This window comes from Acinetobacter bereziniae LMG 1003 = CIP 70.12, assembly GCF_000368925.1.
Classification (GTDB): Bacteria; Pseudomonadota; Gammaproteobacteria; order Pseudomonadales; family Moraxellaceae; genus Acinetobacter; species Acinetobacter bereziniae.
In genome coordinates, this window is sequence record NZ_KB849756.1 from 2,785,148 (window position 1) to 2,808,968 (window position 23,821).

21 protein-coding genes are annotated in these 23,821 nt (G+C 38.5%); 10 read left to right on the forward strand and 11 right to left on the reverse strand.

Translation table 11 applies throughout. The features are described from left to right. Positions 1-177 precede the first annotated feature (177 nt). A complete protein-coding gene (locus F938_RS22875; protein ID WP_005035536.1) occupies positions 178-3,585 on the reverse strand; it encodes an Rne/Rng family ribonuclease in 3,408 nt (1,135 codons plus the stop codon). Positions 3,586-4,352: 767 nt separating this feature from the next. On the opposite strand from F938_RS22875, the gene F938_RS22880 reads away from it, so the two are divergent. The 4 genes from F938_RS22880 (at position 4,353) to F938_RS22895 (ending at position 7,598) form a co-directional block, all read left to right on the forward strand. Beyond that, the gene (locus tag F938_RS22880; protein ID WP_004826533.1) at positions 4,353-5,291 is read left to right on the forward strand and encodes an RluA family pseudouridine synthase; all 939 of its coding nucleotides are present in this window, start codon (positions 4,353-4,355) and stop codon (positions 5,289-5,291) included. 200 nt (positions 5,292-5,491) lie between these two features. Further along, positions 5,492-6,160, forward strand: coding sequence for an HAD-IA family hydrolase (locus F938_RS22885; RefSeq protein WP_005035539.1), 669 nt, complete (start codon positions 5,492-5,494; stop codon positions 6,158-6,160). A 73-nt stretch (positions 6,161-6,233) separates the two neighbouring features. Next, on the forward strand, positions 6,234-6,944 hold the full coding sequence (locus F938_RS22890; RefSeq protein ID WP_005035541.1) for a helix-turn-helix transcriptional regulator: 711 nt from the start codon (positions 6,234-6,236) through the stop codon (positions 6,942-6,944). 48 nt (positions 6,945-6,992) lie between these two features. Then, positions 6,993-7,598 carry a glutathione S-transferase family protein gene (locus F938_RS22895; protein WP_005035544.1) on the forward strand — a complete coding sequence of 202 codons (606 nt, stop codon included), beginning with the start codon at positions 6,993-6,995 and terminating at the stop codon, positions 7,596-7,598. A gap of 156 nt (positions 7,599-7,754) precedes the next feature. On the opposite strand, the gene F938_RS22900 is transcribed toward F938_RS22895, so the two are convergent. The 3 genes from F938_RS22900 to F938_RS22910 all read right to left on the reverse strand — a co-directional run bounded on the left by F938_RS22900 (position 7,755) and on the right by F938_RS22910 (position 10,369). After that, a complete protein-coding gene (locus F938_RS22900; RefSeq protein ID WP_005035546.1) occupies positions 7,755-8,432 on the reverse strand; it encodes a DUF1345 domain-containing protein in 678 nt (225 codons plus the stop codon). A 290-nt stretch (positions 8,433-8,722) separates the two neighbouring features. After that, the gene (gene hcaR / locus F938_RS22905) at positions 8,723-9,628 is read right to left on the reverse strand and encodes a DNA-binding transcriptional regulator HcaR (protein ID WP_005035548.1); all 906 of its coding nucleotides are present in this window, start codon (positions 9,626-9,628) and stop codon (positions 8,723-8,725) included. A gap of 291 nt (positions 9,629-9,919) precedes the next feature. Then, positions 9,920-10,369, reverse strand: a complete 450-nt coding sequence (locus F938_RS22910) for a GNAT family N-acetyltransferase (protein WP_005035550.1) — start codon at positions 10,367-10,369, stop codon at positions 9,920-9,922. Positions 10,370-10,497: 128 nt separating this feature from the next. On the opposite strand from F938_RS22910, the gene F938_RS22915 reads away from it, so the two are divergent. The 4 genes from F938_RS22915 to F938_RS22930 all read left to right on the forward strand — a co-directional run bounded on the left by F938_RS22915 (position 10,498) and on the right by F938_RS22930 (position 13,812). Next, complete coding sequence (locus F938_RS22915; RefSeq protein WP_004826547.1) at positions 10,498-11,436, forward strand: cation diffusion facilitator family transporter; 939 nt, start codon at positions 10,498-10,500, stop codon at positions 11,434-11,436. A gap of 2 nt (positions 11,437-11,438) precedes the next feature. Continuing rightward, entirely contained in the window at positions 11,439-12,569 is a 1,131-nt protein-coding gene (locus F938_RS22920) for an MBL fold metallo-hydrolase (RefSeq protein WP_005035552.1), read from the forward strand. Between the two features lie 24 nt (positions 12,570-12,593). Further along, positions 12,594-13,094: a hypothetical protein gene (locus F938_RS22925; protein ID WP_005035555.1), complete on the forward strand. Its 501-nt coding sequence runs from the start codon at positions 12,594-12,596 to the stop codon at positions 13,092-13,094. 67 nt (positions 13,095-13,161) lie between these two features. Then, on the forward strand, positions 13,162-13,812 hold the full coding sequence (locus F938_RS22930; RefSeq protein ID WP_005035556.1) for a hypothetical protein: 651 nt from the start codon (positions 13,162-13,164) through the stop codon (positions 13,810-13,812). Between the two features lie 2 nt (positions 13,813-13,814). Here the strand turns inward: F938_RS22930 and F938_RS22935 are convergent, their stop codons facing one another. The 4 genes from F938_RS22935 to F938_RS22950 all read right to left on the reverse strand — a co-directional run bounded on the left by F938_RS22935 (position 13,815) and on the right by F938_RS22950 (position 17,422). Then, entirely contained in the window at positions 13,815-14,213 is a 399-nt protein-coding gene (locus F938_RS22935) for a DoxX-like family protein (protein ID WP_005035558.1), read from the reverse strand. After that, positions 14,191-14,646 (reverse strand): thiol-disulfide oxidoreductase DCC family protein, encoded by a 456-nt coding sequence (locus F938_RS22940; protein WP_005035560.1) that lies wholly within the window; start codon positions 14,644-14,646, stop codon positions 14,191-14,193. Before F938_RS22940 ends, F938_RS22935 begins: the two co-directional genes overlap by 23 nt. Before the next feature lie 91 nt (positions 14,647-14,737). After that, positions 14,738-16,258 carry a catalase gene (locus F938_RS22945; protein WP_004826559.1) on the reverse strand — a complete coding sequence of 507 codons (1,521 nt, stop codon included), beginning with the start codon at positions 16,256-16,258 and terminating at the stop codon, positions 14,738-14,740. 528 nt (positions 16,259-16,786) lie between these two features. Then, on the reverse strand, positions 16,787-17,422 hold the full coding sequence (locus tag F938_RS22950; RefSeq protein WP_005035562.1) for a TetR/AcrR family transcriptional regulator: 636 nt from the start codon (positions 17,420-17,422) through the stop codon (positions 16,787-16,789). 81 nt (positions 17,423-17,503) lie between these two features. Between F938_RS22950 and F938_RS22955 the strand changes: the two genes are divergently transcribed. Then, positions 17,504-19,162: an acyl-CoA dehydrogenase family protein gene (locus F938_RS22955; RefSeq protein ID WP_005035564.1), complete on the forward strand. Its 1,659-nt coding sequence runs from the start codon at positions 17,504-17,506 to the stop codon at positions 19,160-19,162. 212 nt (positions 19,163-19,374) lie between these two features. Here F938_RS22955 and F938_RS22960 read toward each other — a convergent pair whose 3' ends face one another. After that, the gene (locus tag F938_RS22960) at positions 19,375-19,569 is read right to left on the reverse strand and encodes a hypothetical protein (RefSeq protein WP_004718119.1); all 195 of its coding nucleotides are present in this window, start codon (positions 19,567-19,569) and stop codon (positions 19,375-19,377) included. Positions 19,570-19,954: 385 nt separating this feature from the next. Further along, entirely contained in the window at positions 19,955-20,980 is a 1,026-nt protein-coding gene (locus tag F938_RS22965) for an OmpA family protein (protein ID WP_005035567.1), read from the reverse strand. Between the two features lie 327 nt (positions 20,981-21,307). On the opposite strand from F938_RS22965, the gene F938_RS22970 reads away from it, so the two are divergent. Next, on the forward strand, positions 21,308-21,496 hold the full coding sequence (locus tag F938_RS22970; RefSeq protein ID WP_004826569.1) for a DUF7230 family protein: 189 nt from the start codon (positions 21,308-21,310) through the stop codon (positions 21,494-21,496). A gap of 18 nt (positions 21,497-21,514) precedes the next feature. On the opposite strand, the gene ptsP is transcribed toward F938_RS22970, so the two are convergent. Further along, a complete protein-coding gene (ptsP, locus tag F938_RS22975) occupies positions 21,515-23,809 on the reverse strand; it encodes a phosphoenolpyruvate--protein phosphotransferase (protein WP_004826571.1) in 2,295 nt (764 codons plus the stop codon). Positions 23,810-23,821 lie beyond the last annotated feature (12 nt).

The following is a 23,821-nucleotide window of genomic DNA, read 5'->3' on the forward strand; positions in this document are numbered from 1 at the left end:
AATTGGAAATAAAAACCACCTTATCGTTTAGACATTTGTCTTTTTAATCGTTTAAGACTAGTGCAATCAACCTAATCTGACAAATGTCTTTAAAATCTATTCAAAATAGCAAAAAAACCTAGCCATCGAAATGACTAGGTTTCCTTTAATCGCTATATTTTAAGCAAATTTGCTGAATTACTCCGCAGCAGGTGGTGTCGCTTTTTTCGGTGGACGTCCACGAGGGCGACGAGGGCGAGCAGGCTTTTCTTCTGTTGCCGCAACATCTGTCTTAGATGTTTCTGCCTCATCAGAAGTTGCTGTTGTATCTAAAGCCAAAGCTTGCTGTGCTTTTTGTGCTTTCTCTGTCGCAGCTGTTGCGCTTTTAGACGGTTTTGTTGCTACTGTTTCAGTTGCTGTAGTTGTTTTAGCTGCAACAGGCGCTACTGGGGTTTCTACAGTATTTTCTGTTGGTGCTTTTTCTTCAACAGCTTTCGGTGCAGAAACATCTACAGTTGCTGTGTCTTCTGCTTTAGCTTCAGCTGGCGCTACAGGTTGTGCTTGTTCTTGATTTTGCTCAAGTTCAGCCTGATGCTCTTGCTTTGCTTGTACCGCAGCCTGTTTTGCTAAACGACGACGTTCGCGAGGGTCATTGGCTACACGACGGTCATTTTCAGGTTTTGGTGGAGTTAAGTCTAACACTTCAGCAGGTTGTGCTTCTGGTGCTGCTTTTGTAACAGCAACATCACGTGTCACAGGTTGCTTCGCAGGTTCAGCAGTTTCTTGAACCGTTAAGGTTGCAGAATACTCTTCTGTGAACTTAAGCAATGCACGATTGAATGTTGGAATTAGACCAAATTGTTCAATCAATACCGCACAATCATCACCATAGACATGGCGAATCAAAGAACCAACTGAGTACTGGTTTAATGTCGGTACTTGTGAAGGTCTGATCTTTGGTGTTGCTGCTTTTGCTTGTGCTGCTTCACGCTGTTGACGACGTTTTTGACGAGGATCATTGCTCGCACGTTGAACAGGTTGCTGTACTTCAGCTTTTTCAATACTGAGTTCCGGTTCAGCCTGTGCATGCTGATTTTCTTCAACAGGCTTAGCCACAGGTTGAGTTTCAGCAGGGCGAGGTGCTTTTGCGACAGTTTCGCCTTTTTCATGACGATCATGTTTCTTCGCTTTTGCAGGTGCTGTGGCTTGTTGTGGTGTCAATGCAACAATTTCACTTTGCGCCTGATCAAGATTGACCACCAATGCAGTTGTCATTGACGCATGTTGTGGTGCATCAATAATTTCAACTTTTGGTTGTTTCTCTTGAGTTTGAGCTAACTCTACAGGCGCGTTGTGAGGCGCTGATTGTTGCTCATCATTAAATACGCTGCTGTCGCGATGGCGATTTGGGCGATTTGGGCGTTGTTGATGATTGCGATCACGACGTGGAACAGCTTGCTCATTGTTGCTATCAGCCTGTTGATCGTGTTGTGAACGCTGTTGCTTTTGTTGGCGACGTTGATCACGTTGCTCTTGACGCTGTTCTTGGCGTTGCTCTTGACGAGTCACTTGAACAACTTCTTCGATCACTTGATGCTGATCATTCGCTTGTTCACGAGACTCTTTATGCTTATTGCGATTTTTGTTTTTATTGTTGCGTTGAGATTTTTCTTCTTTCTCAACATGCTTTTCATATTCACGCGGTTCTGACTTTTGAACAGGTGTATGTGAAAGATAAGCATTTGTTTCAGGAACAATCTGAGCTTCAATCGCTGTTGAAGCATGCTGATTGATTTGACCAAACTGACCACGGCTGACAGCTCCACCATTAATCATTTGCTCAATTGCTGCTGCTGCATTATTTGCAGTGCGTGATTGATCAATGGTTGCAGCTTGTTTTTGTACAAACAAGTTTTCTAACCAAGCGCATGGGCTTGATGATGTTTGAGCAATTTGTGCTGGTACTGCTTTTTGAGCTTGAGCAGGTTGTTGCTTTCTATTTTGCTTATTGTTTTGAGCTTGAACAGGTGCTGTATTTTGCTGAGTCTGTTCTTCTTCCAAATGCCATTCAGAAGATTGGTAACCCAATTCTTTTTCACTTGAACGTGTTGCTTCTGTACGCTCATAGCTTGTCGGCGCAAAGCCTTCTGGGTTATACGAAATTTCGTAATGCGGTGTTTCTAAATGCGGGTGAGGGAGTACAGTCACGCGTACATTTGAGGTTTGCTCTAAGTAAACTAGGCTGTGACGTTTCTCATTTAATAAGAATGCCGCAATTTCAACAGGCACTTCAACTTGAACTTCACCATGACGTTCACGAAGCGCGATTTCTTCAACCTTACGCATGATTGAAAGAGACAGTGAGCGTAAGTCACGTACCATACCTGTACCGTGACAGCGTGGGCAGACATAACCTGTTGCTTCTTCCAATGAAGGACGTAAACGTTGACGGCTCATTTCCATCAAACCAAAACGTGACAATTGACCAAACTGGATACGTGCACGATCACTTTGTGTTGCTTCACGAAGTTTGGCTTCAACCATACGTTGGTTACGTTCTTTGGTCATATCAATAAAGTCGATTACAACCAAACCACCGATATCACGTAAACGTAATTGGCGCGCAATTTCTTCAGCAGCTTCTAAGTTGGTGCTTAACGCAGTTTCTTCTACGTCGTGACCACGTGTTGATTTTGCTGAGTTGATATCAATTGAAACCAATGCTTCAGTTTGGTCAATGACAATCGAACCACCTGAAGGAAGTTTGACTTCACGTTCATAAGCCGTTTGAATTTGGCTTTCAATACCAAAGTGAGCAAACAATGGTTCATTCAAGGTATAGGTTTTGAGTTTATCCAATTGATTTGGCATTACTGCTTTAACAAAGTTATAGGCTTCGTTATATGCTTGCTCTGAATCAATTAAAATTTCTGCTACGTCATCACGTAAGTAATCACGAATTGCACGTGTTACCACACCTGCTTCTTGGTGAACCAACATTGGTGATGGACCAGAGTTCGCTGAGTTTTGAATTTGCGCCCAAAGGTCCAATAAATGTTGTAAGTCGAGTTGTAGTTCTTCTTGTGAACGACCAATCCCCGCAGTACGTACAATGACACTCATACCACGTGGAGTGTTCAATGATGCCAACATCTCTTTCAATTCTTCACGAACTGATCCAGAAATTTGACGACTGATACCGCCACCTTTTGGATTGTTTGGCATAAGCACCAAATAGCGACCAGCAAGTGAAATATACGTCGAAAGCGCAGCACCTTTATTGCCACGTTCTTCTTTTTCAACTTGAACTAAAAGTTCAGTACCTTCTGTGATTAACTCACGAATATTTGAAGTTTGACGAGGGTCTGCTTTGTAGTATGTATTGGCTATTTCGCGCATCGACAAGAAACCTTGACGACCTGCACCATATTCTACAAATACAGCTTCTAAAGAGGGTTCTACGCGAGTGACATGCCCTTTATAAATATTGGCTTTCTTTTGCTCACGGGTACGATTTTCTAAGTCGAAATCATAAAGACGGTGACCAGTGATGAGTGCAACGCGAACTTCTTCTGCATGTGTTGCATTAATCAACATACGTTTCATGGGTGTAACACCTAATAGTGATTCACACCAACAACTCGCTATCTGTTTAAGTGAAGCGAACATCTGAATATTGGATCAAAACTCAAACCATCAGTACATCTATATGATTTCAGTAATGAACCCACTTGTTTTGAGCAAGCTTGGGCTTTTGATACCTGTATTGATGCTGCAATACTTCTTTAATCTTTGCACAATTAAAGTTTTGAGGCTTTCACTGGTACTCAAAGTGGTGCATTGGATGACTGATTTGTTCGTCTTTCACTATCACATTGCTCGAAGAGTCTCTCAACTTTGGTGAGAGCGTCTTGATACGGAATGATCATCGTATCTTTACAAATTGTGCAGTTCCAATGCCTCAAACACTTATGTCCTGAAAAACACTCTAAAGCGACTTGTCTGATGTGTATCAGTTTATGTTTAAAAACCAACGTCTGGGTTGGCGACATATATTTTTAAACAAACCGATTTCTGTACTTTAAGTACAATTAAACGCAACAGTTTGTCTTTTTGCCGATATAATAAAGCCTTCGGCGTCGGCATATTCTTTTGGGACCTTTCCGCATCTGTCGTGAGGTTTACCTTTTATATTCCATTTTCAATGGGTGAAAGGAACATAATAAACTTCACTTACGGTGGTATCCGTGCGCTGACTATAGCAAACCTTGAATCATCTGCCTATGGGCTATACACTTATTTTGTATGAAAAGTATAGTCTAAATGATCAGTTTTTAATCAAATTTTAGTTTTTTATTGGATCACGTAACTGTATGAATTCTACGCAACAATGGCAAAGTGTCACTTGGTTTGAAGTGGACGAGCATCAAGAAGGTCAACGCATAGATAATTTCTTGTTTACGCGTCTTAAAGGTGTGCCAAAAAGTCGGATCTATCGCTTAATTCGTGAAGGGCAAGTACGCGTCAATAAAAAGCGTATTAAGGCTGAAACTAAATTGGCAATTGGTGATCAAATCCGTGTTGCTCCCATTCGATTTGAACAGAAAGATGAAACGGATGCTCCTGTGTCTGATAAAGTCGCACAGAGTTTACTCAGCCGTGTAATTTATGAAGATGAAGGGTTGATGGTGGTCAATAAACCTTCTGGAATTGCTGTACATGGGGGGAGTGGCGTAGCGTATGGTTTGATTGAAGGCTTGCGTGCGGCAACAGGCAAAAAATATTTAGAGCTGATTCACCGTATCGACCGTGATACTTCTGGTTTGGTCATGGTCAGTAAAAAACGCAGTACATTAAAAACACTACAAGACTTGCTGCGGGAGCATAAGATTCAAAAAACTTATGCCGCAATCGTGAAAGGACAGGTCAGTCTGGATCGTCAACTTATTGACCAACCATTATTGCGTTATGAGTTATCTAATGGCGAACGTCGTGTACGTGTGTCAAAAGATGGTAAAGAATCTAAGACGCAGTGGAATGTTGCTGAACGTTTTATGCATGCCACTTTGGTCTATGCGTCACCTCTTTCAGGGCGTACCCATCAAATTCGTGTGCATGGATTAAGTATTGGTCATCCTCTGGTTGGGGATGAAAAATATGGTCATGAGACAGAATATCGCGGACCAAATCCACGTCGCTTATGTTTGCATGCGATGCGCTTGGAAATTCCGGGTTATCCTGTGATTGAAGCGCCTTTACCCGAAGATATGCAGAGTTTGGTTGCACAGCTAAGAGCACAAAAGAAAGATTAATTGGATCAAACGATCCTATTCTTTTGCTTTATAGCATGTGGAAATTTGATGATCAAAATTTCCACATGTTTAAAATAAGTGATGACTTTAACCTGTCAAGGATGAAAATAAATCAATATCACCTCTCTTGGTCTGTGATACGGTAACCTTTATCGGGAATGTAAAGACCCAATCAACGGAACACATATTGGAAGTAATTCATGCAAAAGCCTGTAGAACTGATTGTCTTTGACTGGGATGGAACATTATTTGATTCAGTTGGGCAAATTGTTGAAAGTTTATTATTTGCTGCAAAAGTCTATGAACAACCCTTAACGCCTGAAGCAGCTAAAAGCATTATTGGTTTAGGGTTGCCTGAAGTGGCACAAGTGCTATTTCCTCAAGTTCCTGAATTGCACGCAGATATTTTGAAGTGTTATGGCGATCATTATGTTGAACACTCTAAAGATGATCAGTGGTTCGATGGCGTTTCTGAGATGTTGTACGATTTAAAAAATCAGAATATTAAATTGGCTGTTGCAACAGGAAAAAGCCGTCGTGGTCTAGATCGAGTTTTAGCTCAAACACAGAGTCTTGAATTATTTGAAGTCATGCGCGCAGCCAATGAGACTAAATCTAAGCCAGATCCTTTAATGTTGACTGAAATTTTAAATTACACGGGGATGGATGCTACACAGGCGATTATGGTGGGGGATACCTCATATGATTTGGAAATGGCGCAAAAAATTGCAATGCCGCGTGTGGGTGTGAGTTATGGTGTACATAGTGTTGATGTACTCAAAACATTTAATCCCTTGATGATTGCCAACAATGTGACTGTTTTACATCAATTTTTAAAGACGCAAATCAATACTTCTGAAGTTGCTTAGCTGTCGACTACGTTGTTTGCTGTTGGCGAACAACGTCAGCTTATTTAAAGCGTATATAACAAGAAAATTTATTATGAGTCGTTCTATTCGATTATTGACACTGTTGCAGCTTTTGCGAGAGCAACGTTACCCTATTACCGCACAGCACCTGTCAGCGCATCTAGAGATTAGCGTAAGAAGTGTGTATCGGGATATTGAAAGTTTACGAGATCAAGGTGTTCATATCGAAGGCAGTGCAGGTTTAGGTTTTCAGCTCAAAGAAAACTTTTTGCTTCCCCCGATGAGTCTGGATGAAACAGAAGTTGAAGCAGTGTTTTTGGCATTGCATTGGTTAAAATCTGTGCCAGATCCCGCATTAAAAAGTGCCTCACATTCCGTCTTAACGAAGCTCAATGCAGTACTTCCAAAAAATAAACAGGAATTAATTAATGAAACCATGCTTCGTTCTATCAATCACTGGCTGGCTGTTGATGAAAAAACTGTAGAACAGGTGCGTTTGGCAATCCGCTATCAAGTCAAAATTGAAGTCGATTATTTAGATGAAAAACAGAATATTTCTACACGAGTACTTTGGCCATTTGTGTTGGGCTATTTTAACGACAAAATGCTTTTGGCTGCGTGGTGTGAATTACGCGAAGACTTTCGAAATTTTCGTTTAGATCGCATTCAAAAAATGCATGTGACAGAAACGGTCTATCCTGAATTTAAACGTCATCTTTTTCAGGCATGGTGGCAAAAAGAGCAAGAAAGGAAATCAAACACAAACGCTCCTGACAAAAACTGACACAGCCCATGACTATAGTTAAAGGACCACAATAAAGGAATGGAAAAAATGGGCTTAAAACTATATACCAACGCACAATCTAGAGGTCTTGTGATTGAGTGGCTATTGATTGAACTTGGTGCTGAATTTGAAAAAATTGAGTTGGCTTTTTATACTGAGATGAAATCAGAATCTTATCTAAAAATTAATCCATTTGGGAAAGTGCCAACTTTGGTTGATGGCGATATTGTGATTTATGAAATGGCGGCAATTTGTGCTTATTTGGCAGATAAATTTTTTGATCAGGGTCTTGCACCTGCATTAGATGATCCAAAACGTGGTTTATATTACCGTTGGTTACTCTTTGCTGCTGGGCCGTGGGATGCAGCTAATTCGGATCGCGCCTTAAAGGTTGAAATTGCTGATGAACAAAAAAAGCATATTGGCTATGGGAATTTTCAGGATACCTATACGGCTTTAATTCAGGGCTTGGAACAAGCTCAACCCTATCTTTGTGGTGAGCAATTTACGGCAGCGGATGTTTTTGTGGGCTCGATGCTATTTTGGCAATTAAAGATGGCAGAGATTGAAAGTCATCCAGCAATTGAAAAATATCTTGATGCAGTCAAAAGTCGTAAAAATTTAAAAAATCCTCAATCGCTTTTTGCAGAGTAACTTTCAAGACCATGCAAAATCAGAAATTAGACTGGTTTTGCATCATTGTCTCGGAAAATTGAGGCGTTGTCGACAAATGAGAAATTATATTTTACGGTATGAGTTTTCAACAGTTTTACGATGACATTGATTCGAATTCATGTCGCTATTCAGTATTTAGATAAAACCTGCGGCAACGTTAATACAGATCGCCAAAATTGTAGTGTTAAAGCCATAGGCCAAAAGGATATGTAAAATATTTAAGACACGCATTGAGCGAGAAGTAATGGATACATCAGCGGTTTGTGCAGAAGTACCGATCACATAACTAAAATATAGAAATTCAGGATAGGTTGGTTCAAGTGTTTTGGGAAAATCCAATCCGCCATCTTGATGCTTTGCCACAGCCAAATAAAAATCATGTGCATAATGAATGGCAAACACAGTATGCATAAATAACCATGCGAAAATAATGGTCAATATCGCCAAGCTCAAATGCCCAAATTTAAACATTGTATTACTGGGCATATGTGAGAGTTCAACCACAATTGCAATGAAGCACATCACTAAAGCAAAGATGACCAAAAGTAAAATAATCCACTTACTGGCATCCTGTTGTTGGGCTCGCTTGAGAATGTGGGTTTGATGGGTTGCCCATAAAGTTTTCATGGTCAGTACTAGATAGATCATGATTGCGATATTCCAACCGAATAACAATTTGGTTGACCATACCCAATCTGTACTTAGCCCCAATACAGCATAAACCGCAAAAGTGATAAGAAAAGTAATAAAAAAATAGGGACGAGATTGAATCCCTGTACGAATATGATGAAATGTCGATATCGCCACAATCATTCAGCCTTTACTATCATTGTTATGATTATTCAGAAATATCTTAACTGAAATAGCATCAGATGATGAGACTTATGTTGTCGTTCTTGATTAAAGAAAGTGAAAAGCTTCTAACACTTTGGAGGATATTTTTCTCTAAAATGAGAAACATATGCGATTGAAAGTAACTTATTCAAGTGTATTTGTTGCTTTCAACGATGAATAAGTTTCGCTGTTTGTAAGCAAGAGAATGTCTTAAGCACTCTGTGCGATGAATCATGTAAATACAGCATGAATTTATTCCATAGCAACATTTAATTGTCTATACGGTTGATATCAAGATGGAACGTTTTTGTCAGTAAAGCCATAAATTTTTGTACTGTAACAGCGTGGCTAAGTTTCTTATAGCTGACATATAAGTCTAAATAAGGAAGTTCAACATCTAATGGACGAATGACGGTATTACTCATTGCCAATGGAGCGATATAGCCAGGCACAATACTACAACCGAGCCCCATACCCACAGAATTGATATGAGATAAAATATTGTCTACTTTTTGCACAATATTAAATTCAATATGATGCTGCTTCGCAAAGTCTAAAATAGAATTGTGTAATGTACCTGATGGCTCTTCCGCAGGAATCACAAAATCAACGCCATTGAGTGCTTTTACTGGAATACGCTCGTATTGTGCCAGTGGATGGTCTTTAGGCAAAATAAAAATGAGTGGTTCACGCAATACAAATTTACTTTCGATTGTATCATTATGAAAATTATGCCGAGTAAAGCTGATATCCAAATCACCTTTTTTGATGGCACGTATTTGTTCGTGATTGTCTAAGCTGAGTAGCTCAATCTTTAAATCAGGGTTTTGAACTCTGAGATTGGGTAACACATAAGGGAAGACTTTCATTTCAGCAACAGGTACAAAACCTATGCGTAGTAATTGTTGTTTTGCCTTAGAAACTTGTCGAGCCATGGCAACAGCCTTATCTGCTTGTGCCAAGGTGAGACGTGCTTGCTCAAGAAAAACAGCACCTTCTTCTGTCAGTTCGACTTTCCGTTTGGTTCGATGCAATAGTTTGACACCGACATCTTCTTCAAGATCTTTGATTTGTTGGCTGAGTGAGGGCTGTGCAGTATAAAGCCTCAATGCTGCTTTACTGAAGTTCAGCTCTTCAGCCACAGTAATGAAGTATCTTAGGTGTCGTAATTCCATATAACTCGTCCAAAGAATAATCCAAAAAAAGTCTTATTAAGATTTTGCAAGAGTATAATCGATAAACAATGATCAGGTGAAGATGGTTATAGTATTTAGAAAATAAATGGATTATTAAAACCCATAGATATTTCAATATAGAAAATCCTCTTTTAAATAATTCTTAAAATATATTAATGAACAGCAATTCAATATTTAATCATTATTCTTTTAACTACAACTTTTTGAGCTTATTACCGTATGAGATGATCTAGATTTATCTCATACGGTATACAGGCTTTATCGTCTTGATTACTTTTTCAGTTTCAAATGCAAAATTGGAAAGGGATTACCTTCCGCATCAAGTTCAGAGCGCGCCATTTGTTGAAAATTATGTTTAAGATAAAACTCTAAAGCGCGAGTATTTTGTTCATTGACATCCACTTCATCCGCACCTAATTCAAAAGCTTTTTGAATCAACAGTGAGCCAATACCTTGATCAAAAAAAATAGGGTTTACAAATAGCATTTCAATTTTTTTATAAGCTAGCCCCATAAAACCTGCAATTTGCTGTTCGCGTTCCACATGAAACAATTTTACATGGTCAAAGTAATGGTGCTGAATGATTAATTCTTTAATTTGCAGAATATGTTGTTCATTTAAAAAATCATGTGTTGCACGTACAGATGCCTCCCAAATTTCTAATAATTGTGGGTGGTGCTTTGAATGAGTCATTAGAATAGGGGTTAAATCAGATTGCATAAAAAGATTCACTCAATTGTGAAAAGCAACAAAAAATAAAAATAAATCACAAGTTGTTTGGTTAATATGAGGCAGGATAGGTATAAAAATCAAATTGATGTATTTGATGATAAAAAGCAGGACAATAAATGTCAGATTCCAACAAAATTGTTGTATATGCAGCACTTTTGGGCAATTTAGCAATTGCTTTGGTAAAGTTCATCGCCGCTTATATCACCAATAGTTCGGCTATGTTGAGTGAGGCTGTTCATTCCGTAGTCGATACACTCAATGAAATTTTATTATTGTATGGCTTAAAGAAATCTCAGCAACCTGCAAATTATCAACATCCTTTTGGCTATGGTCGAGAGTTATATTTTTGGGCATTTATTGTTGCATTGTTGGTTTTTGCATTGGGTGCAATGGTTTCAATTTATCAGGGTATTCAACATATTCGTCATCCAGAAGTTATAGAATCACCTTTGGTGAATTATGTTGTACTTGGATTTGCAATGCTGTGTGAAGGAACTTCGTGGTTTATTGCCTTAAAAAGCTTTAAGAAAATGAAAGGAAAAATGGGCTATTTTGAAAGTTTCCGCCGCAGTAAAGATCCTACGACATTTACAGTGCTTTTTGAGGATTCTGCAGCATTGATCGGCTTGATCATTGCCTTTGTTGGTATATTCTGCGCACAACAGTTTGATTTACCTATATTGGATGGTATTGCTTCAATATTGATCGGTGTGGTTCTTGCAATCTCTGCTTTACTTTTAGCCAGAGAGACGAAAGGACTACTGATGGGTGAAACTGCTGATCCAAAACTGCGTCATAATGTATTAGAAGTTGCTCAGGAAGATCCTGCCGTATATTCAGCAAATGGTGTATTGACTGAACAAATGGGTGCTCATCAGGTGATTGCATCATTAAGCTTAGAGTTTAAAGATGGTTTAACCTCTGATGAGATTGAAGCATGTGTCAACCGAATTGAAGTAAAGATTAAAAGTATTCATCCCGAAATCGTGGCATTATTTGTCAAGCCACAAACACAGCAAGTTTGGCTTGAAAGAATGAAAGGGCGTTTAGAGTAATCATGTCGAAACAAGAGCCAATCGTCCGTTTGGATGATAAAACGGTACAAGACCATACAATGCAAGAAAAGACAATTCAATCTGAGCATATACAGCAATTGCATTATCGAATTGATACTGAAAATTGTTTGTCACACACCTGGTATAAACCTGTATTTAGTGTAATTGGTTCTAAGCAACACAATGGCGAACGTTTCTTTAATGAAGTACCTAAACCACAAGGTCGTAGCCGTTGGGATCTTATGAAGTGGCTGGGAACACGTAAATCCTATACTTGGAATGTAGACACTCAAAAAGAAGCAGCAGAGTTTTATGCAACTAAGCGGCTACTTCCGCAAAATCGCCAAGAAGTCGATGATCACGATTGGCAAGTCTGGTTTGTGAGTCATGCCACGGTGTTGGTACAAATAGGTCCTTATAATTTCTTAACTGATCCTGTTTGGGCAGATTATGTCAGTCCAAAACATGGTCGTGGTCCAAAACGCGTTATTCCTGCAGGAATTGCTTTAGAACAACTTCCAGAAATTCATGCTGTTTTATTGAGTCATAATCACTATGACCATATGGACTTAGCAACATTGAGATGGTTGCATAACAAATTTGCGATGCCGATCTACACGGGTTTAGGCAATGCCAGTTATTTACCTAAAGAATTTCATGTGATTGAAATGGATTGGTGGCAATCTGCACTTTTTAAAAACTTAAAAATCGTTTATACGCCAGCACAACATGGTTCTGGTCGTGGTTTACGTGATCAAAATATTGCTTTGTGGGGTGGATTCTCGGTCGTGTCTGAGCATGGTCATTTCTTTTTTGCAGGCGATACAGGCTATGGACCACATTTTAAAGAAATTCAAAAGCGTTTAGGTGCACCACGTATTGCATTATTGCCTATTGGTGCATATGAACCGCGCGCGTTGATGAAATATATGCACATGAATCCACAAGATGCATTTCAGGCACATTTAGATTTACAAGCTAAACGCTCTTTGGCGATACATTACCGTACTTTCCAATTGACTGATGAAAATCGTGATCAGCCTGAACTTGATTTACAAAAGGCCATGAAGAATTCATCGAAAATGGTGAATCCATTCTATTGCATTCGTGAAGGACGTAAATTGGTGGTCTAACTTATATCAATGGTTGAGATAAAAATGATAAAAATAGCTTTAAGTATACTGTTATTGAGTTTGACATTCACTTCGGTTGTGGCAAAACCTGCATCAGTTGCAGCAACTGATGCAACAGATTGTGTTTCAGATGAGCTGTGTGCTGTTGCAGAACAGTTGCGTTCATCATCTGATGATTCTGAACGGATTAAGCCTCTTCATGAAAAATATGATTTAGACACAGGGGATGAATGGAAATTAATTCATCAGCATGCAGATACTCAATTTTTTGAAAGTATCACCACCATATTTGATGGTAATCAACTTATCCAAGCTTGGGTGAAAAGTGTGCATCCGAAAAAACAATATACAATTAATTATTATCAACTATTATGTAAAGATCGGACATTTACTCGACTGGAACAATTTAAGAGTCGAGATGATCAGGATTATAAACGGGTCAAAAGAGTAGAGCATTATCGTCAAACACAACCTTTTGATCAGGCAGGTGAATTGCTTCCAGTTTTAGAAAAGTTATGTTTATAAATTAAAATGGATGAACTTAATTAGAACATAATATTTATGCCTGATTAAAAAAAGAGGGAGCTGAACAATGAATAAAATTCAATGTTTCCTGTTATCACTAGCATTATCTAGCACTGCTTTTGCAGAGAATCAAAATCTAAAGATTAATCAAACTGTTTTTGAGTTAAAAAGTGCCTCGAATCAAGATGATGTTGACCTTATCCGTAATGATATTGAATTTTATCGGCATGGCAAAAAACTTTTAACGCATACCCTATATGCAACATCTGGCGACTGTAGTATCACTCAAATCGAAGTAGGTGATTATGCAGTCAAAGATAATCAGATTATTTTTTATAGTTACTGGGCTGCCGCGGATCGACAGGGGATATGGAGTTATCCCTATGGCGTCCGTAAACAAACTTATACTGTAGATGCAAAGGGAAATGTTAAACTAGTAAGTGCGTTACTTTACATTGAAGATGTCATGGATGATCCATTAAAGATAAATCCTGACGAAGGCTATCTGCAATTTCTACATCACCCACCAAAAACCAAGCAACAGCAACGTATATTGAATGATTATGTTCAAACTATGCAAACCCAATATAAAGGGCGTTTTGTTCATGGACAGGAACGGGCTTTGCTAATTAAAGAAGTAAAAACCAGATTGGCGAAACAAATTGCTCGTGAAACTCAGGGATGGAAAGAACAGTTTGGCAACAATGCCCGTATGTAAATTTACGAATGTTTAGCAGTGTCCAAAAGCTGTAATGCAACAATCGACAGTGCAGCCATAGCTGTATTCATGATAAAGGGATTAAAACCCTGAACAAAATAGTGTGGATAAACAACTCCAACCACAACGATAAAGAACAGCATTGCCATGATATTTAAATAATGTAGTACCTTTGATTGTCTAAAAATTAAAAACAATATGCCAAATATGATTTCTCCAACGCCAGAGAGTTGAATTAAGCTTGGAATGTTCAGGAATTGAATCCCTGTAAATTCCCAAAACTGCTGTTCTTCAATGACCTTATATATGACTTTAGGCACCAAGCCTTGATAAATCCATAATACAGCTAAAGTGATTTGAATACTCAATAAGGCATGGCTAATTGCTTGAAGTGGATTCATAAACAACATGTTCCAAAAAATGGTGTTGATGATGTGAAGAAATGAATAGGCATTGATCTGTGGTACCAAATAGGCGATAGCGATTTAAAGCGATTCGGCGATACACAAAGTTTCGGATAAACTTTGGAATTAAATAGCCAATTTTTAAAGCAGAAAACGGAAAGCCTAGTTCTTCAATGACTTTTAAAAATGCTGTAGATTCACGGCTTGCTTGTCCATTTTTAATCACCAACATGGTGTCAAAGTGTTCAGTGGGCATTTGATAGTAGTTTAAAATGGCTTGACCCAGTGGAGATTGAACGGAAGCCAACTTAAATCTTGCTTGAGTATCATGCTGGATTAAAAACTTTGCCCAAGCATTGCATAACACACAAATTTCATCGAATAATATAATGTCATATTGTTGAATGATCTCTTCAATTTTCTGTTGCATGTTTTCACTCTAGATGGGAGCTTTTTTTCAATATAGTTGATTTATAGACAATAAAAAACCACCCGAAGGTGGTTTTTCATGTTTCAATCAATTATAGAAAACCAGGATGCCCTTTAGCAGGATCACTGTCTCGAGCAGCTTGCGCATCGGCAACACTGAGCCCTAATGCTTTTGCAACACCTTCGCCGTATGCAGGATCACATGCATAGCAGTTACGGATATGACGATACTTGATGAAGTCTAAGGCATCGCCCATTGCACCCGCCGTATTGTCAAACAAAGCTTGTTTCTGTGTATCATTCATTAAGTTGAACAAGGCACGCGGTTGGCTAAAATAGTCTGCATCATCCTGACGGAAATCCCAATAATCGGCATCACCACTGATTTTTAATGGAGGTTCTTTAAACTCAGCCTGTTCTTGCCATTGACCAAAACTATTCGGTTCATAGTGCGGTAAGCCACCATAGTTGGCATCTACACGACCTTGACCATCGCGATGATTGGAGTGGACAGGGCAACGTGCAGCATTGACTGGGATCTGTTGATAGTTCACACCAAGACGGTAACGTTGCGCATCTGCATAGTTAAAAAGTCGTGCTTGTAACATGCGGTCAGGTGAGACGCTGATTCCTGGCACTAAATTACTTGGTGCAAACGCGGATTGTTCAACATCCAAAAAGAAGTTTTCAGGATTTTTATTCAGCTCAAATTCACCAACATCAATCAATGGATAATCTGCATGTGGCCAAACTTTGGTGAGGTCAAATGGATGATAAGGAACTTTTTCTGCATCAGTTTCAGGCATGATTTGAACTTGAAGTTTCCACTTTGGAAAGTTGCCATTTTCAATTGAATCGAATAGATCACGCTGGTTACTTTCGCGGTCTTTTGCTACGACTGCTTCAGCTTCGGCATCAGTTAAATTTTCAATACCTTGTTGTGTACGGAAATGAAATTTCACCCAAAAACGTTCGTTGTTTGCATTGATGAAGCTATAAGTATGACTACCGAAACCATGCATATGACGGAAGCTTTTCGGGATACCGCGATCAGACATTACAATCGTAACTTGATGCAACGCTTCTGGTAATAATGTCCAGAAATCCCAGTTATTGGTTGCACTACGTAGATTGGTTTTAGGATCACGTTTTACGGCTTTATTTAAGTCAGGGAATTTACGTGGGTCACGCATGAAAAATACAGGGGTATTGTTTCCGACAAGGTCCCAGTTACCTTCTTCAGTATAGAATTTTAATGCGAAACCACGAATATCTCGTTCTGCATCTGCTGCACCACGTTCACCTGCGACTGTTGTGAAACGAGCGAACATTTCTGTTTTCTTACCAATGTGTGAAAAGATTTTAGCGCGTGTGTACTGTGTGATGTCATGAGTGACAGTAAATGTACCAAAAGCACCAGAACCCTTGGCATGCATGCGACGCTCTGGAATTACCTCACGTACAAAGTTAGCGAGCTTTTCATTTAACCATAAATCTTGTGCAAGCAGAGGACCTCGTGCGCCTGCCGTTAAACTATTTTGGTTGTCTACAACAGGTGCACCAAAAGCAGTTGTTAGGTGGGTGACAGGGCATTTTTTTGAGTCTTGGCTCATTCTATTTCTCCATTTTTAATTAATCATGTATTCATTTTTGAATAGATGGAATAGATAAAGAATATTCGCTATTACATGACATTAACTGTATTTCAAAAACCAATATAGTGAACAATTGTTAAATCTATTTGTCCTTAAATTAAATGATTAATCTTTTAATTTAAGACACAGGGCAGTACTAGATATCTGCTTTAAATACACAGCTTCTATACGAAGCGTTGTGTGCTTTTTTAAAAGAGACAATTACACTTTAAGTTGAACTTTGATATTTGTAAAATTGATAAAAATATTATATTTGATTTGTTTTTGCGATTAAATGGTTGTGTATACCCATTTACCAGCTAGGAAGAATGAATCAATAAATTTTTGCAATATTGAAATCAAAATACAGCTTCAGTTGGGATAGTGGTCTCTTCTTTAAATCTGAAAGTTAAGATAATCCTGTAGAATTTCCTATAAAACATAAGATATTTCGCCTAAGAAAAGTGAATGGTAAAAATGAAGAGTCATGCGACTATCCTCTTCTTTTTAACTCAGCGATCCTCCCTTATCTGAAATTACGCTGAGTTGCTGAAGGATTTCATTTTCTAAAACTTTCCAATCTTTAAACTCAGGTTCAATCAACAATGTCTGAGAGACAAAACCATAGCAAATCCGTTGTACGTTTAGACTGATCTGTTCGAGTTGTTCATTATCCTGAATAAAAGGTTTAAGTATGTTTTGCCACATCTGTATCATCATGGCATAACTTTTTTGATAAGTTTCTATACTTGAAATCTGCCGTTCTAAGAGAAAAGACTGCGCCCATAAAAACTGTTGGGATTGGATTTGCTCAAGTTGAAAATGAATAATTTGCGCTAAATAGTCAGTAAAACTCAAATCTGTGGATAAGTCATATCTGCTTTGTGCATAACTTTTAAGAGTTTCAGCATTGTTTTTAACATGTTGATAGATGGTTAACGCTATCAAATCTTGCTTTTTAGAAAAATACTCATAAAAGGTACCTAAACCAACACCAGCAATATCGGTAATTTCTCGAATGGTAATTTTATGAGCAGGATGTTCATGTAAAAGCCGAACAAAGCTTTCAATCAACGCTTCTTGCGTGATACGAGCCCTTGATTGGCGAGGTTTACGACGTACATTGATTGTAGGTAAAGCCATAAAAATAATCCGAACATCCTTGAAGGTATTTTCTTCTATACTGAATGTAATTGGTTAAAACAACAAGATAGGATTTTCAGGATGAACACGCTACAAAATTGGCAAACCCATGAAATCAGTAACCAGTTTGACGAGTTACAAGCTTACAATCTATTTGAAACGGATCAGGTGTTGCAGGAAATATTGCAACGTTATGGCAGTACAGATCAGCAAAACCTCAGTCAACTCGCGCAGATTGTGGGTTCCACAGAATATTATCAATATGCCGATTTAGCCAATCGCCATACCCCTGAATTACATGCTTTTGATGCTCGTGGTCGTCGTAAAGATTTCTTAGAATTTCATCCAGCATGGCACCAATGGATGAAGCTCAATCGTCAATTTAATACCCATGCTTATCCATTTAATCATCCACAATCGAGTACCAAATGGGTGGATTGGGCAGCACGTTTCTTTCTGAGTGGACAAGTTGAGTGTGGCAATTTATGTCCAAATTCGATGACTTTAGGCAGTATTCCACTCATTCAAAATGAACCTGAATTATGGGCAAAAGTGGGTGAAAAACTATTATTTACTGAATATGATGAACGAGATTTGCCAATTGCTCAAAAAAAGTCAATTTGGTTAGGTATGGGGATGACGGAGAAGCAAGGTGGTTCAGATGTTCGAGCCAATCAAACCATCGCAGTACCTGTTGCTGAATCAGGTCGTGGACAGGCTTATCTACTGACAGGACACAAATGGTTTTTCTCAGCTCCCATGTGTGATGCACATTTAGTTGTTGCGAAAACTGAACAAGATGGTTTGGCGTGTTTCTTTGTTCCTCGTTGGTTGGAAGATGGCACGAAAAACAATATCCATGTGCAACGTTTAAAAGATAAAGTGGGTAATCGTAGTAACTCAAGTTCAGAAGTCGAATTTAAAAATGCTTGGGGCATCATGATCGGAGAAGCGGGACGGGGCATTCCAACCATTATTGAAATGGCAAATTATACGCGCTTGACTTGTTCTGTAGGCTCAAGTGCGATGTTAAGACAAGCATTGGTGCAGTGCATTGCCTATACGCGCCAACGAAAAGCTTTTGGTAAACATTTGGCAGAACACCCTTTGATGCAAGCGGTGTTAGCCGATTTAGCCTTGGAAACGGAAGCAGCCATGCAATTGAGCTTTCATTTAGCGCATTGCTATGAAAATACAGATGAATTATCACTGGCGTGGAAACGGATCATGACCCCAGCCGCAAAGTTCTGGATATGTAAACGTACTGTGGAATTGACTGGCGAAATGATGGAAGTTTTTGGTGGCAATGGTTATGTTGATACAGGAATTATGGCGCGTATTTTTAAAGAAGCGCCAGTGAATACGATTTGGGAAGGCTCTGGTAATGTGATGTGCTTGGATGTATTACGTGCCATTCAACGTGACCGCGATTCAATTGAAGTCTTATTTAAATCATTGGCACAAGTCGCATCTCAAGATTCAATTCTACAAAATGAATTACAAGCTTTATTTAAATTATTTAATGGCTTACAAGCAGATGAATTGCAATTTATGGCACGTAGCTTAGTCAGCCGATTAGTTATTTTGGCACAGGCTATTTTGCTGAAACAACATGCACCCGGTTTTGTTGCGGATGCTTTTATTGCAACACGTTATAGTGCGTTTTATGGAAGGGTGGTTGGAATGCTGGATGCCAAATCGGTAGATGTAGAAAGATTATTAGGTAGAGCTTTTGCCTAATTTCTTTAGCCGTGTAAAAAGGGCATTATTTACATAATGCCCTTCTTTTTAAGCGACTTTTATCAAAGTTCAAACTTAAAATAGGTTATCGGAATTACTTCTGCTTTTTAAGCTTTTTCTTGAGCTTTTTTAATTTACCTTCGTGTTTGGAGATTTTTTCCAAACGTGCTTTGATTTTCTGCTTTAAAGATTTAACTTGCTTAGACATCATGTTACTCCTTAGTTTGAGTATCCGTTGGCTGATGTTTTTTGATAAAACTACGGATAAATTTTCTTAACTCACGTGCTGCGCTGGTGTCCATCGTTTCACAGAGTTGTAAAAACTGATCACGCTCAGCACTGTTAATGCGAATTAAGAGTTGCCCATCTTTTTTATTCACCTTTGTCTTTTTGGGTAATTCAGCCATGACGTATATCCCCAAAGGTGATAATCAAAAATGTATATACAATATATATGCATTTTTTAAGTTAAGCAAATTTATATTATTGAAAATATTTAATATTTTGTGTTTTATTGATTTTTTTTGTAATTTATCTTTCTTTTATGTTGATAAGTGATTGTTACTAAAACTTTTATTTTTTGAATCAAAAAAGATTTGAAAAATAGCAAATCAATCGCAGGTTATAAGTGGATGATTTATCGTTTTAGAACATCATTTGACTATTTACTTGATTATTCTAGGCAGCATTTTGCTAAGTGTGTTGCATATGCAAGAAATAGATCTTAAACAAAACCCATTGATTTAAAATGGGTTTTGTTAATTTGAGAAATTCAATATTTCATCAGAAAAATTAATGAGACTTAATCAGCTCAACTCGGCGATTTAAAGCTTTACCATTTTCTGTTGAGTTTTCTGCAACTGGTTGAGTATCACCAAAACCTTTTGCAGTTAATCGATTTTGTTGAATCCCAGTATTATCGGTGAGGGCTTTAACAACAGCATTTGCACGCTGTTCTGAAAGGGCTTGATTGTGTTTTGCATCACCTGAACCATCGGTATGACCATTAATAGTTAATTTGAGTTCAGGATTATTTTTTAACAATTGAATGACTTGTTCTATTTGAGTCTGAGATTCAGGCAAAATGTTGGCTTGATCTGTGGCGAAGTTGACCTCGATATTGACCTTATTTTCTTTGTCTAAAGCAGTTTTTAATTGATCAGGATTTAATACTTTTGCTGTAATTTCAACAGGTTTTGTTTCAGCAACCAATAAGCCTGCATTTCCATTTCCTGTTTGAGTAAGTTGAAACCAGATATTCTTATTCGCTTGACGAACGACAAAGGTCTGGGTTGGGTTATTAAAAACATCTCCTAAACCAGCAACATAATCTACTTGGAACTTTTGTGGAAGCTTGTCTAACGCTTGTTGAGGAATTTTACTCATTGTAATTTGCTTGCCCCCCAACTGTTGAATTACATTTTCCAAATTACGTTGTAACTCTAAGAAGCTACCTTCTTTGTAATCCTCATTTTGTTGAATAGCTGCGCTATATAATTGCCCTTCAATGTTTTGAATATGTTGACCTGTCCAAAACGGTATTTTCTCAAAATTTACTTTGATTGCGTCATGAAACTGATAGCCATTCGGCAAGGAAATATAGGGGAATTGACCGAGCGTAATATTTGAAATTGGAATCTGTGAAAGATCAAAAGTGTTTTGAATAGATTCGGTTTTTACTGTTTCTGAGGCAACAGAACTTGCACTTGATTCGGTTGTAATGACTTCAGCTTTCTCAGGTTTACTACATCCCATTAAGCCGAAGGTTGGAAGCACCAACAAGAGTAGAACACTTGATAATTTTTTTTGATTGAACACATTATTCTCCAATTTTAACTTATGACCCTATGTTGTATTGAGCATGTTTATATTCAAATTTATGTGCATACTATAGAGAACGGTGTTTAAAATTTATACGTGATTTTTAATTTGATTTGTAAAACTTTAATTGAATTCAAAAGATATCGGCTGGTGAATATAATCAATTTAAGATCAATCTAAAAGATTGTCTCAATATAATATATACAAGGATTAGGCATTAAATAGTGACAAAGCTGATTAATTTAAATACTTGTATTCTGCACAAAAAAGCGTAATATCACAGTCCCACTCATGAGGTGGTAAATCATAAAATAGGTAAATAAAATGGCAAAGAAAAAAGTCATGCCTGAGGTTGTGATTCACAACTTTGTGGCAAAACACATGCACGAAGTCAACAAGAGCCAAGTGTTTGTAGATCGTAAAAAGAATGCAAAACGCGGTTATGATAAACACAAAAAAGGTCGATATTCTGATGATTATCGACCTTTTTTGTGGACTACGATTTTTGCTTAATCTTAAGAAAAATAAGAATTAAATATTCACTAAACGATTTGATTTTACCATGTCAGCTAGACCATGATGTTTAAAGTAATACTCCATCCAGCTTTTCACCATCAATGGGTTATTCATTGCCACAACTTCTTCAAGTAGCTTTTCTGCATCACTCATTGAAACGTGACAAATCGCCTTACGCACACGTAAGATATTGCTTGAACTCATCGATAAAGTATTGAAACCCATTGCCATCAGCAGAATTGCAGACAATGGATCTCCCGCCATTTCTCCACAGATACTGATTGGTTTATCGTATTTATGACACTCTTGAACCAAACGTGTTAAAGCACGCAAGATGGACGGGTGAAAGTGTGAGTAAACACTTGAAACACGTGGGTTATTACGATCGACAGCCAGCAGATATTGGATTAAATCGTTTGAACCCACCGAGAAGAAATCAACCAATTCCGCAAATTCACCAATTTGTAAAAGCACACTTGGTACTTCAACCATGATACCAATTTTAGGTTTGGTAATTTTAACCTGTTCTTCTTCTTGAACTGCAATCCAGTCTCGCTCTAGTAAATAGAGGGCTTCTTCAACTTCACTGACACTGGTTACCATCGGCAGTAAAATATGAAGATTATTCAAGCCAATGCTGGCTTTAAGCATGGCACGAATTTGCGAAGAAAAAATTTCAGGGTGGTCAAGGGTAAAACGAATGCCTCGCCAACCCAAAGCTGAGTTTTCTTCTTCAATTTGGAAGTAAGGTAAGTCTTTGTCAGCGCCAATATCTAAGGTGCGCATCACCACAGGTTTATTGGCAAAATGGCTCAACTGTTGACGATAAATAGCACGTTGTTCTTCTTCGCCAGGAAAGCGCTCGCGTAACATAAACGGAATTTCAGAACGATAGAGTCCTACACCTTTGGCGCCACGTTGAACACCACGAACTACATCAATCATCAAGCCTGTATTGACATAAAGCTTTACAGCAACGCCATCAGGCGTGATGGCATCTTTGGTTTCGTATTGCTTTAAATCTTTGGCAATTTGTTCTTCTTCTTTTTGAATTTCTTTATATCGTGTACGTAGACGGCGTGGTGGGTTAACAAAAACACGTCCTTGATATGCATCCACGATCATTTCAACATCATCAAGGGTATTGACGGGCAATTCAGTGACACCCACTACAGTTGGAATACCGAGTGCACGGGCGACAATCACCATATGTGAGTTAGCTGCACCTTCAGAGGTGACGATTGCTGCAATCTTATCGACAGGAAGCTCAACTAATGCAGCAGTGCTAATCTCATCTCCGATCAGAATACTTTCAGAGGTGATTTCCTTATGACTGGTATCACCTTCTTGTAAGGCTGCTAAAATTCGCCGTCCTAAATCTTTGAGATCAGAAACACGTTCTCGTAAATAATCATCTTCCATTTGAGCAAAGAGAGCAACGTGACGGTCAATCACATGCTTTACAGCACCTTGCGCCCAACTGCCATCTCGAATAATTTCTTTGATTTCAGTAGGCAAAGCATTTTCATCTAGCATGCGTAAAAACACACTAAACAACGCTCGTTCTTCAGCCATAAGTGAGTCTTGCATTTTGTCATCAAGTGATTGAATTTCTTCACGTACAGAAGCAATCGCATGATCTAAAAGCTTGAGTTCTTCACTAATGTCATCGGCATCACGATCTGGAACAGCCGCAAGGTCCGCGGGAGGATAAAGAATAATGGCACGACCTAGAGCAATTCCTCCTGCACCCGATGAACCTTGGAACGTTTTATAATTAGAGGAGTTACTTGGCTTGCGGAATACGTCAATATTTCCAACAGCATGAGCATGTGCAATAACGCCTGATAGCTGCGCACACAAAGTCACTAAAAAAGATTCCGCTGCTTCACTAAAGTCTTGAGGTTCAGTATTTTGAACCACCATTACGCCCATTACTTTGCGGCGATACATGACAGGTACGCCAAGGAACGAATTATAAATTTCTTCTCCCGTTTCAGGGAAATAGGCGAACCGTTCATGCTTAAATGCATTGTCTAAATTGACAATTTCTTCACGTTGACCGACTAAGCCAACGAGACCTTCACCTAATTGTAGGGAAACATTGCCAACAGACTCCTGATTTAAACCTTTGGTTGCCATGAGTACATAGCGTTGATTACGTTCATCTAACAGATAAATCGAGCATACATCTACATGCATTGCTTCAGAAACTTGATTGACCATGATTTCTAAAGATTCATGCAAACTGACCGATGCATTGATCTCTTGTACAATGCGTCTTAAGGTGTCCAGTTGCATGTTCGACATAGGTGTATGCTC

Coding starts and splice junctions, on each gene's coding strand:
- F938_RS22875 (WP_005035536.1), bottom strand. CDS start 3,585: ATGAAACGTATGTTGATTAATGCAACACATGCAGAAGAAGTTCGCGTT.
- F938_RS22880 (WP_004826533.1), top strand. CDS start 4,353: ATGAATTCTACGCAACAATGGCAAAGTGTCACTTGGTTTGAAGTGGAC.
- F938_RS22885 (WP_005035539.1), top strand. CDS start 5,492: ATGCAAAAGCCTGTAGAACTGATTGTCTTTGACTGGGATGGAACATTA.
- F938_RS22890 (WP_005035541.1), top strand. CDS start 6,234: ATGAGTCGTTCTATTCGATTATTGACACTGTTGCAGCTTTTGCGAGAG.
- F938_RS22895 (WP_005035544.1), top strand. CDS start 6,993: ATGGGCTTAAAACTATATACCAACGCACAATCTAGAGGTCTTGTGATT.
- F938_RS22900 (WP_005035546.1), bottom strand. CDS start 8,432: ATGATTGTGGCGATATCGACATTTCATCATATTCGTACAGGGATTCAA.
- hcaR (WP_005035548.1), bottom strand. CDS start 9,628: ATGGAATTACGACACCTAAGATACTTCATTACTGTGGCTGAAGAGCTG.
- F938_RS22910 (WP_005035550.1), bottom strand. CDS start 10,369: ATGCAATCTGATTTAACCCCTATTCTAATGACTCATTCAAAGCACCAC.
- F938_RS22915 (WP_004826547.1), top strand. CDS start 10,498: ATGTCAGATTCCAACAAAATTGTTGTATATGCAGCACTTTTGGGCAAT.
- F938_RS22920 (WP_005035552.1), top strand. CDS start 11,439: ATGTCGAAACAAGAGCCAATCGTCCGTTTGGATGATAAAACGGTACAA.
- F938_RS22925 (WP_005035555.1), top strand. CDS start 12,594: ATGATAAAAATAGCTTTAAGTATACTGTTATTGAGTTTGACATTCACT.
- F938_RS22930 (WP_005035556.1), top strand. CDS start 13,162: ATGAATAAAATTCAATGTTTCCTGTTATCACTAGCATTATCTAGCACT.
- F938_RS22935 (WP_005035558.1), bottom strand. CDS start 14,213: ATGAATCCACTTCAAGCAATTAGCCATGCCTTATTGAGTATTCAAATC.
- F938_RS22940 (WP_005035560.1), bottom strand. CDS start 14,646: ATGCAACAGAAAATTGAAGAGATCATTCAACAATATGACATTATATTA.
- F938_RS22945 (WP_004826559.1), bottom strand. CDS start 16,258: ATGAGCCAAGACTCAAAAAAATGCCCTGTCACCCACCTAACAACTGCT.
- F938_RS22950 (WP_005035562.1), bottom strand. CDS start 17,422: ATGGCTTTACCTACAATCAATGTACGTCGTAAACCTCGCCAATCAAGG.
- F938_RS22955 (WP_005035564.1), top strand. CDS start 17,504: ATGAACACGCTACAAAATTGGCAAACCCATGAAATCAGTAACCAGTTT.
- F938_RS22960 (WP_004718119.1), bottom strand. CDS start 19,569: ATGGCTGAATTACCCAAAAAGACAAAGGTGAATAAAAAAGATGGGCAA.
- F938_RS22970 (WP_004826569.1), top strand. CDS start 21,308: ATGGCAAAGAAAAAAGTCATGCCTGAGGTTGTGATTCACAACTTTGTG.
- ptsP (WP_004826571.1), bottom strand. CDS start 23,809: ATGTCGAACATGCAACTGGACACCTTAAGACGCATTGTACAAGAGATC.